The organism is Leptospira vanthielii serovar Holland str. Waz Holland = ATCC 700522 (assembly GCF_000332455.1).
GTDB classification, from domain to species: domain Bacteria; phylum Spirochaetota; class Leptospiria; order Leptospirales; family Leptospiraceae; genus Leptospira_A; species Leptospira_A vanthielii.
Genome location: NZ_AOGY02000024.1, coordinates 51,464 through 65,923, shown reverse-complemented (window position 1 = coordinate 65,923; position 14,460 = coordinate 51,464). Strand labels below are relative to the sequence as shown.

Annotated in this window: 17 protein-coding genes; 5 read left to right on the top strand and 12 right to left on the bottom strand. The window is 40.8% G+C overall.

The features are described from left to right. Positions 1-4 precede the first annotated feature (4 nt). From LEP1GSC199_RS04540 to LEP1GSC199_RS21420, 5 genes are read right to left on the bottom strand one after another with little or no spacing between them, the layout of a single operon-like run. On the bottom strand, positions 5-778 hold the full coding sequence (locus tag LEP1GSC199_RS04540; RefSeq protein WP_039926094.1) for a cytochrome c oxidase subunit 3 family protein: 774 nt from the start codon (positions 776-778) through the stop codon (positions 5-7). After that, the gene (locus tag LEP1GSC199_RS04535; RefSeq protein WP_002978439.1) at positions 765-2,381 is read right to left on the bottom strand and encodes a cytochrome c oxidase subunit I; all 1,617 of its coding nucleotides are present in this window, start codon (positions 2,379-2,381) and stop codon (positions 765-767) included. The genes LEP1GSC199_RS04540 and LEP1GSC199_RS04535 overlap by 14 nt, the downstream gene beginning before the upstream one ends. Positions 2,382-2,394: 13 nt before the next feature. Beyond that, positions 2,395-3,357: a cytochrome c oxidase subunit II gene (gene coxB / locus LEP1GSC199_RS04530; RefSeq protein ID WP_039926091.1), complete on the bottom strand. Its 963-nt coding sequence runs from the start codon at positions 3,355-3,357 to the stop codon at positions 2,395-2,397. After that, complete coding sequence (locus LEP1GSC199_RS04525) at positions 3,358-4,191, bottom strand: SCO family protein (protein ID WP_002978114.1); 834 nt, start codon at positions 4,189-4,191, stop codon at positions 3,358-3,360. It lies immediately after the preceding gene. Between the two features lie 19 nt (positions 4,192-4,210). Then, positions 4,211-4,363 (bottom strand): hypothetical protein, encoded by a 153-nt coding sequence (locus LEP1GSC199_RS21420; RefSeq protein ID WP_002978550.1) that lies wholly within the window; start codon positions 4,361-4,363, stop codon positions 4,211-4,213. A gap of 124 nt (positions 4,364-4,487) precedes the next feature. Between LEP1GSC199_RS21420 and LEP1GSC199_RS04520 the strand changes: the two genes are divergently transcribed. From LEP1GSC199_RS04520 to LEP1GSC199_RS04505, 4 genes are read left to right on the top strand one after another with little or no spacing between them, the layout of a single operon-like run. Next, positions 4,488-5,369 (top strand): COX15/CtaA family protein, encoded by an 882-nt coding sequence (locus LEP1GSC199_RS04520; RefSeq protein ID WP_002978242.1) that lies wholly within the window; start codon positions 4,488-4,490, stop codon positions 5,367-5,369. Continuing rightward, the gene (locus LEP1GSC199_RS04515; protein ID WP_002978488.1) at positions 5,369-6,223 is read left to right on the top strand and encodes a heme o synthase; all 855 of its coding nucleotides are present in this window, start codon (positions 5,369-5,371) and stop codon (positions 6,221-6,223) included. The genes LEP1GSC199_RS04520 and LEP1GSC199_RS04515 overlap by 1 nt, the downstream gene beginning before the upstream one ends. Before the next feature lie 44 nt (positions 6,224-6,267). Beyond that, a complete protein-coding gene (locus LEP1GSC199_RS04510) occupies positions 6,268-6,933 on the top strand; it encodes a TPM domain-containing protein (RefSeq protein WP_051999731.1) in 666 nt (221 codons plus the stop codon). Next, a complete protein-coding gene (locus LEP1GSC199_RS04505) occupies positions 6,933-7,859 on the top strand; it encodes a TPM domain-containing protein (RefSeq protein ID WP_002978124.1) in 927 nt (308 codons plus the stop codon). Before LEP1GSC199_RS04510 ends, LEP1GSC199_RS04505 begins: the two co-directional genes overlap by 1 nt. Before the next feature lie 89 nt (positions 7,860-7,948). Here LEP1GSC199_RS04505 and LEP1GSC199_RS04500 read toward each other — a convergent pair whose 3' ends face one another. From LEP1GSC199_RS04500 to LEP1GSC199_RS04475, 6 genes are all read right to left on the bottom strand, one after another. Further along, positions 7,949-9,976, bottom strand: a complete 2,028-nt coding sequence (locus LEP1GSC199_RS04500) for a SpoIIE family protein phosphatase (RefSeq protein WP_002978220.1) — start codon at positions 9,974-9,976, stop codon at positions 7,949-7,951. Between the two features lie 73 nt (positions 9,977-10,049). Then, positions 10,050-11,330, bottom strand: a complete 1,281-nt coding sequence (locus tag LEP1GSC199_RS04495) for a citrate/2-methylcitrate synthase (RefSeq protein WP_002978354.1) — start codon at positions 11,328-11,330, stop codon at positions 10,050-10,052. Between the two features lie 56 nt (positions 11,331-11,386). Next, entirely contained in the window at positions 11,387-11,737 is a 351-nt protein-coding gene (locus LEP1GSC199_RS04490; protein WP_039926089.1) for an STAS domain-containing protein, read from the bottom strand. Positions 11,738-11,779: 42 nt separating this feature from the next. Beyond that, positions 11,780-12,001: a hypothetical protein gene (locus tag LEP1GSC199_RS04485; protein WP_002978254.1), complete on the bottom strand. Its 222-nt coding sequence runs from the start codon at positions 11,999-12,001 to the stop codon at positions 11,780-11,782. A gap of 51 nt (positions 12,002-12,052) precedes the next feature. Next, the gene (locus LEP1GSC199_RS04480; protein WP_002978325.1) at positions 12,053-12,457 is read right to left on the bottom strand and encodes a c-type cytochrome; all 405 of its coding nucleotides are present in this window, start codon (positions 12,455-12,457) and stop codon (positions 12,053-12,055) included. 63 nt (positions 12,458-12,520) lie between these two features. After that, a complete protein-coding gene (locus LEP1GSC199_RS04475; RefSeq protein ID WP_002978208.1) occupies positions 12,521-13,435 on the bottom strand; it encodes a TIGR01777 family oxidoreductase in 915 nt (304 codons plus the stop codon). Positions 13,436-13,509: 74 nt separating this feature from the next. On the opposite strand from LEP1GSC199_RS04475, the gene LEP1GSC199_RS04470 reads away from it, so the two are divergent. Beyond that, positions 13,510-14,091: a hypothetical protein gene (locus LEP1GSC199_RS04470; RefSeq protein WP_002978539.1), complete on the top strand. Its 582-nt coding sequence runs from the start codon at positions 13,510-13,512 to the stop codon at positions 14,089-14,091. A gap of 100 nt (positions 14,092-14,191) precedes the next feature. Here the strand turns inward: LEP1GSC199_RS04470 and LEP1GSC199_RS04465 are convergent, their stop codons facing one another. After that, the gene (locus LEP1GSC199_RS04465) at positions 14,192-14,455 is read right to left on the bottom strand and encodes a hypothetical protein (protein ID WP_002978399.1); all 264 of its coding nucleotides are present in this window, start codon (positions 14,453-14,455) and stop codon (positions 14,192-14,194) included. Between the last annotated feature and the right edge of the window lie 5 nt (positions 14,456-14,460).

Genomic DNA, 14,460 nt, shown 5'->3' with positions numbered 1-14,460 from the left:
CCTTTTATCCTACCAAATAAAGAAGTGGGAAGAGGTAAATCCATACCAAGTCCACTACGTGCCAGAAAAGACCCACACCTTCTACTGGAGTGTAGTATTCAGGTCCGACCTTTCTTCTTAGAGTTTTCATAAAAACCCAGAAAATAAGGAAAGCGCCCGCTACCACGTGAACTCCGTGAAGACCAGTCATGACAAAGTAAAAACCATAGAACATTTCCCATTTTGGTTGAGAAATTACCGCTTTTAGGCGAGTGACTTCTTCTGCACTTACGTGGTTCTTTTCAAGTTCTGCTGGGTTTTTTAGAAGGGCGGAAATTTTAGATTCGCACTCTGCTCTTTTACCACCTGCAGCGCAAGTTGGATCCACAAGAGAAAACTTTCCTGGAACTGTTCCTACATGAAACTTGTGACTGTATTCAAAGTATTTGATTACCATGAAGGCACCCGCACAAGCGATGGTAAGAGCAAGCATAATCGCCGCTACTTTATGCAAACCACGTTGCACATAGTTAATTGCCGCAGCCATTGTGAAGGAACTGATGAGAAGGACAACTGTGTTTACCGCGCCCATTTTCCAGTCCAAAGTCTCAGAACCGTTTTTAAAAACAGTTGGGTAAAGAGAATGGTAGATCAGGTAACCTACGAATAGGCCACCGAACATCAGGATTTCTGTGCAAAGGAATATCCATATCCCTTGTTTGGAAGAGGCATACTGGTGATCTGCACTCTTAAAATGGTGTTGGTGTTGAAATTCACTTGAAGAACTAACGGAAGTCATATGGCCCTGCAGTTACTGTTGGAGTATTGATAAAGTTTTCGTGTGGTGGAGGAGAAGACGTTTGCCATTCGAGTGTTTTTGCACCCCAAGGGTTGTCAGGAGCTTTTTCCCCTTTCAGAATTCCATGAATCATGGTGATAAGCGCAACCACAAATCCAAGTCCAATGAGCCAAGAACCCACGGTAGAGATTTGGTTTAGGTTTGTGTATTCTGGAAGGTAGTCAAAGTAACGTCTTGGCATTCCCATAGCACCGAGTATGAACTGAGGAAAGAAGGTTACGTTGAATCCAGTAAAGATAAGAACCCAAGAGATTCTTCCACCTAGGTCGGAAGTCATCTTTCCAAACATTTTTGGGAACCAGTAAAAAATACCGCCCATAAGCGCCATAAGAGTTCCCCCCACCATTACGTAGTGGAAGTGTGCTACCACAAAGTAAGTGTCATGGAAGTGAACATCCATACCAGTCGATGCAAGGAAAACCCCTGTCAAACCACCGATTGTAAAGAGGAACATAAAACCAAGAGCGAAGAGCATCGGCGCTTCGAAGGTAACAGTTCCGCGATACATAGTAGAGATCCAGTTGAAGAGTTTGATCGCAGTCGGAACCCCAACAAACATAGTGATGATGGAGAAAATGATACCAGCAAGTGTAGACTGACCAGAAACAAACATATGGTGTCCCCAAACAAGGAAGGATACTGCCGCAATCGCAACCGAAGAGTAGGCAATCGCACGGTAACCGAAAATTGTTTTTTTGGAGAACGCAGTGATGAGTTCAGAGATCACACCCATCGCAGGAAGGATCATAATATAAACTGCTGGGTGAGAGTAGAACCAGAAGAAGTGTTGGAAAAGAACTGGATCTCCTCCGAGGTCTGGATCAAAGATTCCCACACCTAAAGTTTTCTCAGCACCAATGAGAAGAAGTGTGATGGCAAGAATTGGTGTTGCAAGGATCTGGATGATGGAAGTGGAATACAAAGCCCAAATCATCAGTGGGATTCTGTCCATAGTCATTCCAGGAGCCCTTAGTTTATGAGTGGTAACGATGAAGTTTAGTCCCGTAAGGATGGAAGAAAAACCCATAGTAAAGGCACCCAAAACAAGCAAAATCACACCATTGGAAGTCTTTGCTGTAGAGTATGGAGTATAAAATGTCCAACCTGTATCTACTTGGTTAAAGATCATGGAAGAAGCAGCAATGGCAGCTCCCGCAATGAAAACGTAGTAAGAACCAAGGTTCAGTCTTGGGAAAGCAACGTCTTTCGCACCCAACTGGATAGGGAGGACAAAGTTTCCAAGAAAAGCCGGAATTCCCGGAATGATTACCATAAATACCATAATGGCACCATGGAAGGTCATAAACTTATTGTAAGTGTCCGGCTCTAAAAGTGGTGTAGCACCAAATTTAGCTAAGTGCAATCGAATCCCTAAGGCAAAGAAACCACCGATTAGAAAAAGGGTAGAAACTGTTGCGAAGTACATAAGACCAATGCGTTTGTGGTCCAGAGTGGTCATCCAAGACCAGATTCCAGATCCGTGGTTCAGATAATTATGGTCAGTGGAGTGACCATGTTCGGTTTTTGTATGTGCTGAACTCATCTCTCTTCCTTACTTATTTAATGGATTTGATATATTCGATTAGGTTGGCAACGTCTTCATCAGACAATTGACCTTGGAATACCGGCATTGCTGGCGGATATCCTTCTACGATCTTTGCGGATGAAACAAGAATGGACTCACGTAAGTAGTTTTCATCTGCTTTGGTTTGGCTTCCGTCAGCAAACTTTCTACCAGAACCAAAAAGTCCTTTCATAGTAGGTCCAACAATTCTAGATCCATCGACCGAGTGGCAAGAAGCACAAGCTTTTTGAGCAAACAGAGTCTTTCCAAGATCGGCAGGACTATCTTCCCCTTTTTTCTCAGCATGATACCAAGCCGCATATTCCTCAGAAGGAACTGCTTTGATTTTAATCATCATACCGGAGTGTTTGGTTCCGCAATATTCAGTACAGAAAACAATATATTCACCTGGTTGTTTTGGTTCGAACCAAAGTTGGGTGAGTTTTCCGGGAACCGCATCTTGTTTGGTTCGGAAAGCGGGAACAAAGAAACTATGAATGACATCTTTGGAGGTGAGGATGAGTTTTGTTGCTTTTCCTGCAGGAACAATCATAGGATCGTTAGCAGAACTATAAAATTCTTTTCCGTTTGCATAACGATAAGTCCACGCCCACTGCTCCGCAGTTACGTGAATTTCAGCCGCAATGTCTTCTGGTGGAATTCGAAGTTTTTCAAAAATGACCATACCCCAGTAGAAAATTCCCATCATAATGATGAGAGGAATGAACGACCAGAGAAATTCTGCAAAATTATTGTGAGTAATGTATGCGGATTTCTGGTCTAAACTTGTACGTTTGAACTTGATGAGGAACCATGTCATTCCACCAATCAAGATGACAAACGAAACAAGGCTTGCTATGATCAGAAACGCATAGAGAAGATCGACTTCTTTTGCGATTTCAGTTGCCTGGATAGGCATGAACGAGGTCGCTGGAATGAGACTGCTCCAAGACATCTATGTGACTCCTTGACGGTTGTTATTTTTTATTTTTCGCCAGTTTATGTATAAAAACGCACCGAGAAGGAGTAAGGTGACCGCCCCCCCGAATTGCATCATCCTGTATGCGTATATCGTATATTTATTTTTTCTCGGATCAAATTGAAAGCAAAATAAAGCAAACTTATCCACAAAACTCCCAATCTTACCAGAAGATGCCTCAAGAAAGGCAAATTTTAAATCTCTTGGTTCGATTTGAATCCCTTGAAAGATTCGTGAAACCTTTCCCTCGGGAGTCAAAACATAAACTCCACTGGCGTGGATGTATTGTTTCGCTTCCGAATCCCAAGCATACCGAAAGTCCAATTGTTTTGTGAGTGCATCAATGGATTCTTGTGTACCGGTCAGGAGGTGGAGTCCCGATTCTGCTCCTTCTCTACCATATTCCTTCAAATAAGCCCCTTTTTTTGGAAACGAAATAGATTCGTTTTCTTTCGGGTCTATGGATACGGCAATGTATTGGTATTCTTTGCCGAGAGTCCAATCGAGTGCCTTTAATCCTTGAAACACACCATTGAGGTGAAAATTACAAAGCGTAGGACATTTGAAGTAAACAGGAGAAAGAAGGACTGGTTTCCCTTTGGAGAGAAAATCAGAAAAACGAACGGATTTCCCCGATTCATCGCGAAAGGGGATGTCCAAGTTTAGAGACTTCCCAGTGACATCGGAAAATCCAATATTTTCTAATTCTTTCGGGAGTTTGTTTTCCCGGGTTAGATTGGAATGTGGGTCATACGCATATAAGACCCCAGTCCAAAACAAACAAAGTAAAAAGAAAAATCTAATGTTCACGAAAGTTTGGCGAATTACCCTATTTGGACTGAACGTTTTTCGATTCCATTCCTGGGTTATCCGGAGTACCCGGATGAACAAAGGAAATATAAGCGAAGAATAGAATGTTGATTACGAGTGTGACAAGGAAAGTCCAATAGCCACCCTTATTGTAAAGGTCTGTGTTTTGCATAATTTTACCTGATATAGTCTATACGAAAAACTGCTCTTTTTATCCAACAATTTTTAAAAGATGCAAGATTAATTTTATTTTCCCCAAACTCAGATCACAAAACCTGGAGGAAACAGATAGACGTATGACACTCAAACGTTTTTACACCATTCTTTCCGCTATGATCCTTATCAATCTTCTCTACGGACCACTCGTAAGAGCAACTGATTCTGGGTTGGCATGTCCTGATTGGCCTTTGTGCCATGGGAAGTTTGTGCCAGAATTTACATTCCAAATTTTTATGGAAGTGGGCCATAGATACTATTCTGGTATCTTGGGAATCCTCGTAGGGATCGGCTTTATATGGGTATTGAGAAATAAAGAGACTCGTGATCGATTGGGAATTGCGGCAACCTTATCGCTTTTTTTCCTGATTTCACAAGTTATCCTTGGGGGACTGACTGTCACAAAGCTTCTCCACCCAACAACCGTTAACTTACACTTACTCAATGCAGTATTGTTACTTTCTTCTTGTCTGACCGTCCGATTGCTTATCTCCGAAGATAACTCTTCAGCGTTTGAATGGAACAGGCCCGGCAAATATTTTTTTGTATTTACGCTCGTTGTAGTTTTATACCAACTTTTTCTCGGAGGAAAAGTAAGTTCTCATTATGCAGGACTTGTTTGTTCCGACTTTCCAACTTGTAATGGAGAATGGTTCCCCAAAATGATTGGCCCCATTCGCTTTCAAATGGAACATAGGTTCTTTGGTTATTTGGTAGCTCTTTCTGTTCTTTCGCTCTCTGCTTACGGAATCCTCTATCTAAAAAACGAAAAAGTTAAAAAATCCCTTAAAATTGCCGCTTATTTGGTTTCTTTCCAAATTTTATTGGGTGCGATGAACGTATTGTATCAACTCCCGAAACTGATCACCGGCTTACATACACTAAACGGTGTATTAGTTTTTATGTTTTGTTTTATTGCTGCTTTTTATCATTTTAGGTCTCAGGGAAAAGAGGTTTTATAATGTTCCGATTGTGGAACCAACTCACAAAACCTAGAGTCACAGTACTTGTCCTTGCTACCGTTCTTCCGGGAATGTATTTAGGGACTATCGGATACCCTTCCTTCTGGGAAATTTTCATCACGCTTTTTGGCACTTACCTAATGAGTTCAGCCTCATTCATTCTCAACCAGTACATTGAAAGAGAAAGAGATGCCGTGATGTACAGGACAAAACAAAGGCCTATTCCCTCTGGGGAAATTTCACCGGTCTTTGCCCTTTGTTTGGGAGTTGCGGTTGCAATTCTTGCATTTGGAATTTTAACTTACTTTGTCAACCTACTAACGGCCGTTTGTGCTTTCTCGGCTTTACTTTCTTATGTGTTTCTATATACAATTTGGCTAAAACCAAGAACGGAACAAAACATTGTTATCGGTGGGATTTCTGGATGTATTGGACCACTCATCGGATACGCTGCGATGGCGAATGCCCTTCCCATCCCTGCTTGGGTTTTATTTCTCATGATTTTTCTTTGGACACCCGCACACTTCTGGGCATTGGCGATTTTCTTAAAAGATGATTATGCGTTTGCTGGAATTCCGATGATGCCTGTAGTTTCAGGAATTCAGAAAACTGTGAACCAAATTTTTTTATATGCCATTGCTTATTCTGCTTCCGTCATTGGGTTTTACTTTGCAGATCCTCGGATGGGATTACTCTTTCTCATTTCTGCAATCCTCCTCACGATTTTGATTTTGGTATTTGCGTATCGATTGAAACTTTCCCAAGATAAATTACTCGCAAAACGGTTTTTCTTTTTTAGTATCCTCCACTTATTTTTAGTAAGTTTGGTTATCGTCATCGATTCTAAAATCTAGGTTTTTTGGTTGATTTGGGTGGGATTCCTGGTTTTCTTCTGCCCATGAGTATACTTGCACGTTATTTCTCTAAATCCGATTTGGATGAAATTAAGTCAGCGGTCGGAGAGGCAGAGTCCAAAACCTCCGCAGAAATCGTTCCCTTTTTTGCAGAATCTTCACACCATTACAAAGAATGGGCCTGGCTTGGAGCCTTTCTAATGGGTGGAGTCAGTGGTGTTACATTTTATACAACCCAAAATCTCTACAGTCTAGTTTGGGGTGGTGAGTCCTTTTTTGCCGTTCTTTCGGTTTGGGTTGGAGCACTTCTAGGGTTAGCCATCACATCTATATTTCCAAAAATCAGAATCAACTTAGTATCCAGGGGCGCCAAACAATACTTTGTCGACCTAAGAGCCAAAGAAGCCTTTTTAGATGAAGAAGTTTTTAGAACCAAAAATAGAACAGGAATTTTAATCTACATTTCTTTATTTGAACACTTCGTGCGAGTATTACCGGACAAAGAAATTGCCAAGGTAGTTCCGAAGTCAGAGTGGAATGAAGCAGTTCGATTGATTGTAGAAGGAATGAAGTCCAATAAGAAAAAAGAAGGGATTGTTTCTAGTATTCTCTTTTGTGGTGATCTTCTTAAAAAATACAATATCCAAATTGAGAAAGACGACAAAAACGAAATCTCCAACGAAATCCGTGACGGTGGGAAATTGATGTAATGAATATCAACCCTAAGTCTATAAATACAAAATTGCATTCTATTCTTAAACAACCGAAAGGATGGTTATTTGTTTTGGTTCTTTTGCAAACCATGACAACACTCTCTTCTTTCCCAGTTCCTAAACTCGAAAGACGAGTGATGGACCATGCCGGAATTTTGTCCGAAACTACAATAAACCAACTCGAATCGAATCTCAAACAATTTGAAGTGGAAACCTCGAATCAAATTGCCGTATATACAACCCCTAGCCTACACGATGAAACGATAGAAGATGTCTCAATCCAAATCTTTGATGAATGGAAATTAGGACAAAAAAACAAAAACAATGGGGTCCTTCTACTCATAGCACCTAACGAAAGGAAGATGAGAATTGCTGTGGGACGAGGTCTTGAAGGAGCCCTCACTGATATACAGGCAAAACAGATTATCCGCAATGAACTTAGGCCTAGTTTTAAATCGGGTGATATGGATGGCGGAGTAACTGCCGGAGTCAATGCCCTTATGGCAACGATCCGAGGAGAGTATGCTCCTTCCGAAGATGATGTTGCAACTACCGGTAACAATAGTTTTTCTGAAGTTGCACCTTCAGGACTCATTGGAGGAATTTTTACATTCATTTCTATGTTTATTCCTGCCTTTGGTGGACTAGTATTTACGATTGTGGGATTACTTGTCCTCTATCCTCTGTTAGTTTTTATCTTTGGTGGAACGGCGGCTCTATTTGTTGCGATTTTCCTTTTTATCTTAGTGATGATTTTAAAGAGAGTTCTTGGTTTTGGCCAAGGTGGCGGTGGGTCTGGGGGCGGTTTTTACAGTGGCGGAGGTTGGTCTAGCGGGGGAGATTCTTGGTCCTCTGGTGGTTCTGATGGTTGGTCCGGAGGTGGGGGTGATTCTGCGGGTGGCGGGTCTTCCGGCGATTGGTAGATCAGAATTTTGATTACAATTGGACAAACTAAATTCTTTAAATAAGAAGCCAAATTGACTTTATAGAGGTCACCTAACACAATCGTCCGTTAGGTGATTTCTATAAAAACGAGAGTGGAATCATCCTTCCACTGCGATTTGTTCATCCTCTGAAATAACATGGTTTGGATAGAGGGAACTACCTCCGCAAATGGTAAAGATACGGTACTTTGAATTACCTCTAACAAATCAGTCCAAGCCTGGGCTCCGTCTGATTCGTTTAACTCCTCAAACAAACCGTCCGTAAACAAAAAGATGCGATCCCCCGACTCCACCTTGGATTCTAATATTCCGTACCGGTAGTGTTCCAAAATTCCAATGATGGGACCTGTGTTTTCTAATTTAGTGAAGGCTCCATTTTTTTTCATGTGGATTTGGTTTTGGACACCACCTCCCGCATAACGTAGGATTTTTTGATGGAAATCAAAATCCATCACAAGTGCCGGGAAATAAATCTGAAGATCCGCATTTTTATCATAAAAATGTTGGTTCATGTAGAATAACAAATCATTCGGTCGCATAGCAACAGCAGATACACGTTCAAATTCCGATTGGATCATCATGGAATAAAGAGCCGCCTGCAAACCGTGACCAGTCGCATCACCCAAAAAGAATCGGTAATAAAAATCCTGAATTCTTTTTACGAAATAAATGTCACCCCCAACTTCTGCAATTGGTTTGTATAAAATATCTACCTTTAGATAGGAATCTATATCAGGAAGTTTAGTGACACTTTGGATAATGGACTTTGCAAGTCTCATATCCTTTCCAATTTGATCCAGTTTTCCTTGTAGTTCCTCTGTTTTGTCTTTGACTCGAGTTTCCAATCGTTCATTTAATTCTTTTAGTTGGTTTTGTACACCTTGTAACGTTTGATTTTTATCTGAAAGTTCAATAGCCAAATCTTCAGCCTCTACAAATCCTTTAGAAAAGTTCTTAGCTATGTAAATGGACTGTACAAAAAACATAGTAAAAATTCCAAAGTGAATGGTAAGAGGGCCATGAATGATTAGGTTATTTACCAAAATGTCATTGATAAAACTGGCAATAAAGATTGCAAAACTAACCAAAAAGATGACAGATCCAGGTAATGAATCACGAATGGCCCTAGTCAAAACAAAGAATGCATAAAAAACTCCCACCAAAGTAAAAATCTGGAACGGAACCATCAAATACGTGTAAAACGATGATCTAGTGACCAAAACAATAAAACAAAAAGCAAAACCTAGATATTTTAAAAATTCATAAACTCGTCTTGAAAAATATGGTTTGAATAGTAAATAAACGTACCTGGCAAAAATAGGTGTGATTAAAAAGAAACTTAGGTAACTTAATTTTAAATGAATTTCCCATGAAAGGTCGGGATACAATTGAATGATATATTTATTCCCTGCAATAAACACCCGTAAGGCGACAAGAATACAGGTGAGCGCAAACCAATAGGTGAAAGGATCTTTTTTTCTGCTCCAAAATAAAAACAAATGATAAATACCCATAAACAAAATGCTTCCGACAAGTAACATGTCTCGTAAAATAGCGAATTCATATTTGTTATGGATATCGGAGGTTCTTCCAAGTATGATCACTTGGGCAGGTCCCCCCTTTCTATGGTGGTAATTGGAGATTTGTAATAGAATCGCAGTTTGGTTTTCTTTTGGAAAAAAATCGACAATACGAGGACGGTATTCTGGTTTTCCTGTTTGGTAAGAAGTGGATACAACACCGTTTGACGTCACCTTTACCCCATCAATAAACAGGTTGTAGGCGGTCTCCATTTCAGGGACCTTTAAGGAAAGGGGGATTCCTTTATGTCCATGGTTTACTTTCAGACTAAAGGTAGCATACCCATCCCCTGCAAGAAATCCCCTTTTGAAAAAAGACTCTGACCAAATTCCGGGAACTTCAAAGAAGTGAGGTTCCCGGGTTGAGTCCAAAGTTTCTAACTCTACAGGAGAAATCAAAAGACCGGGATAGTATTCCCAGTCTCCTGCAAGTTCTATCGTTTTTGCCTGATCCTTTAAATACGACTCGGCGGAGAGAACCCCTCTTTCCACCTTGGGAGGCGCTTCTTTCGGCATACAGGAAATCAGCGCCAAACACCACACCATTCCGAACCATCGGAAATTCATTGAGAACTCTAGTCTAACTGACCTAGAGACGATTCTGAACGGGGATGTATTTTCTTTGGTTTTCGCCCACATATATTTGTTTTGGACGAACTTTTGAGAAGTCTCCCTTCATCCTTTGTTCTCTCCAATGGGCAAGCCAACCAGGAAGTCTACCGATCACTTGCATGACAGAGAACATATTCTTAGGGATTCCCAATGTGTGAAATACTAGCCCTGAGTAGTATTCTAAGTTAGGATAGAGGAGATTTTCCATAAAATAGGAGTCGTTCCAAACCACTTCATCAATTTGGAGAGCTACATCTTCCACGGCACTTAACTTTTTACCTTTGTAGAATTCGCGAATGATTTCTCGAGCTACCTGTGCGCGAGGACTCACCACATCATAAGCCTTTTGTCCAAATCCATTGGTTTGAATGTTTAGACCACCACGTTTGAATCTTTCAAAATAATCTTTAACAGGTGTTTTCGTTTTGATGATGTCTTCGATAAGACCAATTGCCGCTGTAGGACGTCCACCTTCACGAGCTCCCCACTGTGCCATGATCCCTGCAGAAATCGATGCAAATAGATTAGCTTGTGTGGATCCAACTACCTGTACTGCTGTGTTGGATACATTTTGTTCGTGATCGGCATGTAAAATCCACATTTGGTTTAAGATACGATCAAACTCTTCGGGAACTGTATAATTGTCCGCAGGCATTTTATGCATCATGTAAAGAAAGTTGGTGCAATATGGATTTTTATCCAAAGGATAAACAAACGGGTGTCCTACGGCATGTTTGTATGTGAAAGCAGCAATGGTACGAATTTTTGCAAGTAACCTTGCAATTAGGTCCACACCCATATCCAATTTTTCTTCATATTCTTGCAAATAGTAACTAGAAAGAGAGGTTACCATCACCGATAGAACAGCAAGTGGATTGGCGACACCCGGGAAACCATCAAAGAGATTCAACATATCTTCGTGGATCATTGAGTGTTTGGAGAGGCGACTAGAAAAATCGTTTAACTCTTGCTTGGTGGGGAGGTTTCCATAAATTAATAAAAACGAAGTTTCCACAAAAGTGGATTGGTAGGCAAGTTCTTTCAGGTCATAACCACGATAGGTCAATTCACCTTTTTCTGGATCACGTCTAGATACTTTCGACAAACCGAGGGCTGTGTTAAACAAACCAGGATCGACGGTGACTAGGCCGGTTTTTCTATAAAAATCGGTTAGGTCGATTCCTTCTTTTCCATCGGTACCAACGATGACCGGTAATTTGTATGTTTTGCCCTTGACGTGGAATTCCACTTCACTCATGAAAAGACCTCTCTCCCTCCTATCTTACGGAAGGGAAGTTAGGAATCTAGAATAATTTAGACTTGGGTGAGTGCAGAATTAAGAGAATCGTGAATGAGGACAAAGTCAGTCAAACCAACAATGTCCATCACTTTGCGGAAGTGGGTATTGAGTCCGGCAAATTCGATTTTCCCCTGGTTCTCAGATGACTTTGTAATCAGGCTGATGAGGGTGGCAATTCCTGCAGAGTTGATATAAGAAGTTTCAGAAAAGTTCAAAATGACACGAAGGCGTTTGTCCGCTGGAATGGATTCGTAAGATTCAACAATCTCTTCTTCGGCTTCGGATGTGATTTCGCCAGAAATGTGAATCACAGGGAGGTTTCCCCCGTTCTCAAATCCCAATCGAATCTTAAACTCTTCCATCATTAGCTTCCAGGGAAATCCACCGAGAAGGAGGGTCAACTAAAATTAGGATTTCGATTTTCTTTCTTCTTTCGTCATTCGACCGAAGGGTTGTTTGCATTTCCGACAGACAAAGTACACATCTGTTGGTGTAGCTGATATCCCGACAAGACCCATGGCGATCATTCCCCAGGTGGAGTACTTCACAACTTTGCGTGCATTTTCATCGTTACGAGTGGTCCCACAATCACAAGTGGGTCGATCGGCTTTTTTAATGATTTGGTTCATAAAGACAAGTGTTCGGTCCCAACCCGTAGGCGGAACCGAAAAAGACAATGATTAATTTTTAGAAAGGTGTTCTACGTATTTAGCAAGGATGCGAATGTTATCATCACCCAAATGTCCGTAAGCAACCATCGGAGATCCTTTGATTCCTTCTTTTAAAGTTTTAGTCACGGCCGCAGCAGTGTTTCCGTTTTTCCATTCAGAAGCAGGAGATTTGTAGTTTCTTGGTTTTGGGTTGAGAGCAGCAGCGGCAGCACCGTCACCAGCACCTTTCTCACCATGGCAAGAAGAGCAGTTTTGTAGGTAAAGTTCTTCCCCTTTAGCTAGATCAGGATCCGCACTAGCGCTAGATTCAACAGCAGCTGGTGTTTCTTCTTTTGGTTTGGAATCGCCACAGGCTACCATCACGAATGCGAAGGAGAGTGCGAATAAAGAGACTAATACTTTTTTTGAGTTCATTTCTTACTCCGAGATAAGGATGGCTCCAGTCTCTCATCCTTCTTGTCTTTTGAAAAGAAGAAATCACTGTTTTTCTAAAAGATTTGAGAGTGCCTTTTCTAAATTTTGAAACTGAAACTCATAACCCGTCGAAAGAAGCCGTTTAGGAAGCACATACTGTCCTTTCGTGATAACTACGGATCCTTCTCCATAGAGCGCCTGTATGGCGAAAGAAGGGACTTTAAAAAGATTGGGACGTCTTAGTGTTTTTGCCAAAACTTTGGAGAACTCTTCATTACTGACAGGAACTGGAGAAACTAAATTATAAGCACCTTGTGCTGATTCTAACTGCATTAAGTGTAACATGGCAGAAATAAAATCCAATATATGGATCCAACTCATCCCTTGTTTTCCAGAAGCGATAGAACCACCCACTCCCAGCAAAAAAGGCGGGATCATTTTTTCCAAAGCTCCCCCTTTCGGAGATAGAACGATTCCAGTTCGCAAAACCAAAGAACGAACGCCTGCTGATTTCAATAGCAGAGTTTGGTTTTCCCAGTCCACACAAAGTTTGGCAAGAAAGTCGTCACCCGGTGCGGAACTTTCAGTAAATGGTTCGTGAGTTCCTTCGGTCATTCCATAATACCCAACAGCACTGGAGTTGATAAAAACTTTTGGTGGAGATTTTAAATCCAAAACACGAGCAACAAGTCCTCTCGTAAAATCAACGCGAGAAATTTTGATGAGTCGTTTGCGTTCTTCTGTCCATCTAACGCCTGCTATTGGCTCTCCCACTAAATTAACGATAACATCCAAACCTTCTAAGTCTGCGGTTTGTGGGAGAATACAAGAAACAAATTCCAATTCGGGATAGGAAGAAAGTTCGGGAGGTAAGGAAGTTTTTCTTGAAAACACTCGGAAACGGTGTCCCTTACGGACCGCTGTTTCAATGAGCGATGTACCAATGAGGCCAGTACCACCGAGAATCCCAATTTTCATCTGAGCTCCTTTCGAATCGATTCATAAAAAAAGAAGTAGCCCATTTTGTTGGTAAACATAAATTTTTCTTTCATATGAGACCTGTAATTGTCCTTCCCATTCTCTTCGCCATTTCTCTTGTTCTCTTCGGGAACTATTATCTATTTTCCGGTACAAAAAAAAGTATAAACCAATACAAAGAAAACCCACCGTTTCGAATCGAAGATGTTACCGGATCTGGTGGACTTCATCTTTTATTAGACAAAGATAAAGATACTGTCTGGAGAAAGAAACAAAACGCTAAAGAAGATTTTGATTTTTTCTTAGAAATGAAATTGTCACATTTTTGGGATGGAACCCAATTTTTACCTCGCCAGTTTCAAAACCTGATTGTTTTTGCTTGTCCCGGTGAAAAACTACCTGCATTCCAAATGCGATTTTTATTACGGGAAAGTATCAACGTAGATAAAGAGCTGCGAATGCCTAAAGACGAACTAACATTTGTTTACCGATTTGAAGAAAAAAATAAATCTGAAGTTTCAATTCCCCTATCCAAACTTCCCAAATTTCAAAAAGAAACAAACTATCCAAAAAATATCCATATCCTAACATCAGAATTCAAAATTCTTTCCACAGAAGGTTGTTTTTCTGAAGTAGAACTTAAAGAAATACAGTAACCAGTCTTTGGTAAGTAATTTGTTTCTTGTTTGCTAGTGTTAAAAAAAGACGGATTTGTTTGGGAATCTACCAGTGAAGGTTTCTCCGGCAAACAAGGACTCAAGTCACATTGTTCTTGGTTTGTTTTTGGATTTCTGCTTTTAGTTCGATGATACTCATATACAAATTGGCGAATGTTGTGAGTTGGTTTGTGGCATCTTGAAGTCCTGCTTTAAACAAAAGTCCATTGTCCATATGTTCCCGAAAGATGGTAAGCGGATTTTCCGCCTCCATACTCTCTACCGTTTTTTGGTAAGATTCCATAAGTTCTTTTTTGTCGTCAAGAGACTCAGGAATCTTCCAACCATTGGACAACCGACTCATAAAGG

What these genes read in the sequence shown, in the direction of transcription:
- LEP1GSC199_RS04470 (WP_002978539.1), top strand. Translation starts at nt 13,510, where the DNA reads ATGAGACCTGTAATTGTCCTTCCCATTCTCTTCGCCATTTCTCTTGTT.
- LEP1GSC199_RS21420 (WP_002978550.1), bottom strand. Translation starts at nt 4,363, where the DNA reads ATGCAAAACACAGACCTTTACAATAAGGGTGGCTATTGGACTTTCCTT.
- LEP1GSC199_RS04510 (WP_051999731.1), top strand. Translation starts at nt 6,268, where the DNA reads ATGAGTATACTTGCACGTTATTTCTCTAAATCCGATTTGGATGAAATT.
- LEP1GSC199_RS04520 (WP_002978242.1), top strand. Translation starts at nt 4,488, where the DNA reads ATGACACTCAAACGTTTTTACACCATTCTTTCCGCTATGATCCTTATC.
- LEP1GSC199_RS04490 (WP_039926089.1), bottom strand. Translation starts at nt 11,737, where the DNA reads ATGATGGAAGAGTTTAAGATTCGATTGGGATTTGAGAACGGGGGAAAC.
- LEP1GSC199_RS04505 (WP_002978124.1), top strand. Translation starts at nt 6,933, where the DNA reads ATGAATATCAACCCTAAGTCTATAAATACAAAATTGCATTCTATTCTT.
- LEP1GSC199_RS04515 (WP_002978488.1), top strand. Translation starts at nt 5,369, where the DNA reads ATGTTCCGATTGTGGAACCAACTCACAAAACCTAGAGTCACAGTACTT.
- LEP1GSC199_RS04475 (WP_002978208.1), bottom strand. Translation starts at nt 13,435, where the DNA reads ATGAAAATTGGGATTCTCGGTGGTACTGGCCTCATTGGTACATCGCTC.
- coxB (WP_039926091.1), bottom strand. Translation starts at nt 3,357, where the DNA reads ATGTCTTGGAGCAGTCTCATTCCAGCGACCTCGTTCATGCCTATCCAG.
- LEP1GSC199_RS04495 (WP_002978354.1), bottom strand. Translation starts at nt 11,330, where the DNA reads ATGAGTGAAGTGGAATTCCACGTCAAGGGCAAAACATACAAATTACCG.
- LEP1GSC199_RS04540 (WP_039926094.1), bottom strand. Translation starts at nt 778, where the DNA reads ATGACTTCCGTTAGTTCTTCAAGTGAATTTCAACACCAACACCATTTT.
- LEP1GSC199_RS04535 (WP_002978439.1), bottom strand. Translation starts at nt 2,381, where the DNA reads ATGAGTTCAGCACATACAAAAACCGAACATGGTCACTCCACTGACCAT.
- LEP1GSC199_RS04480 (WP_002978325.1), bottom strand. Translation starts at nt 12,457, where the DNA reads ATGAACTCAAAAAAAGTATTAGTCTCTTTATTCGCACTCTCCTTCGCA.
- LEP1GSC199_RS04485 (WP_002978254.1), bottom strand. Translation starts at nt 12,001, where the DNA reads ATGAACCAAATCATTAAAAAAGCCGATCGACCCACTTGTGATTGTGGG.
- LEP1GSC199_RS04465 (WP_002978399.1), bottom strand. Translation starts at nt 14,455, where the DNA reads ATGAGTCGGTTGTCCAATGGTTGGAAGATTCCTGAGTCTCTTGACGAC.
- LEP1GSC199_RS04500 (WP_002978220.1), bottom strand. Translation starts at nt 9,976, where the DNA reads ATGCCGAAAGAAGCGCCTCCCAAGGTGGAAAGAGGGGTTCTCTCCGCC.